Genomic DNA, 864 nt, shown 5'->3' with positions numbered 1-864 from the left:
TGCCGCTGCTGCGCGGCACGCCGGCGGGCGCTCGTCTCGCGCCGCGTGCTGCTGCGCGAGGCGATCCTGGGCACGCAGGCGCTGGCCGCGTACTTCGCGCTGAGCAACCTGGACTCGCTGATCGCCCGCAACCGCTTCGACGAGCACGAGGCCGGCCTGTACGCGTCCGGGCTCATCCTGGCCAAGGCGGCGGTGTTCTTCCCGCAGTTCGTGAGCGTCGTGGTGTTCGCCGACCTGGCCGAGGGCGGCGGGGTGCGGGCGCGCACCCGGGCCGTCGCGATGGTCGCCGGGCTCGGCACCGTGGCCACGCTCGGCACCGCCGTCCTGCCCGGGCTGGCGCTCGTGCTGGTGGGCGGCGACCAGTACGCCGAGATCCAGGGCCGGCTGTGGCTGTTCGCGCTGGCCGGGTCGGTGCTCGCCGTCGTGCACCTGCTGCTGTTCGACGCCTTGGCCCGGCACGCCCACGGCGTCACCGTCATGGTGTGGGCCGCGGTCGTCGTGCTGGTGGTCGGCGCCTACGCGCTCGACGTCCACGTCACCGGCCTGGTGACGCTGGTGACCGCGACCGCCGCCGTGCTGGCCGTCGCCCTGTGGTGCGCGTCGTTGGTGCACGACCGCCAGGCCGCCGCGTGACCGCTCGCCTCGACCTGCGTCCCGTCGCCGCGGACGACGTCGCCGGCGTGCACGCCGTGTTCGGCGACCGGCACGTGGACGCACTGCGTCCGGGCGTCACACGCACCCCGACGAGACCGCGCAGATGATCGACCGGGCGGCCGCCGGCTGGCGGGTGCACGGCCTGGACTCGTGGACGGTCCGGCTCGCGGAGCCCGTCGCCGGCGTGCCCGCCGGCACCGTCGTCGGCCT

The 864-nt window shown here is 75.7% G+C and carries 1 protein-coding gene and 1 pseudogene; both read left to right on the top strand.

Features of this window, described 5'->3' with window-relative positions:
* A pseudogene (locus AC2W7G_RS17420) lies at positions 1-633 on the top strand (lipopolysaccharide biosynthesis protein); the annotation flags it as partial.
* Positions 630-761, top strand: a complete 132-nt coding sequence (locus AC2W7G_RS17415; protein WP_485869545.1) for a hypothetical protein — start codon at positions 630-632, stop codon at positions 759-761. The pseudogene AC2W7G_RS17420 and the gene AC2W7G_RS17415, both read left to right, overlap by 4 nt.
* The last annotated feature ends 103 nt before the right edge of the window (positions 762-864 follow it).

It is taken from the genome of Aeromicrobium sp. PFPM2_SD2 (assembly GCF_057364525.1).
The sequence above is the reverse complement of the archived record's forward strand: the minus strand, read 5'-3'. Positions and strand labels throughout refer to the sequence as shown.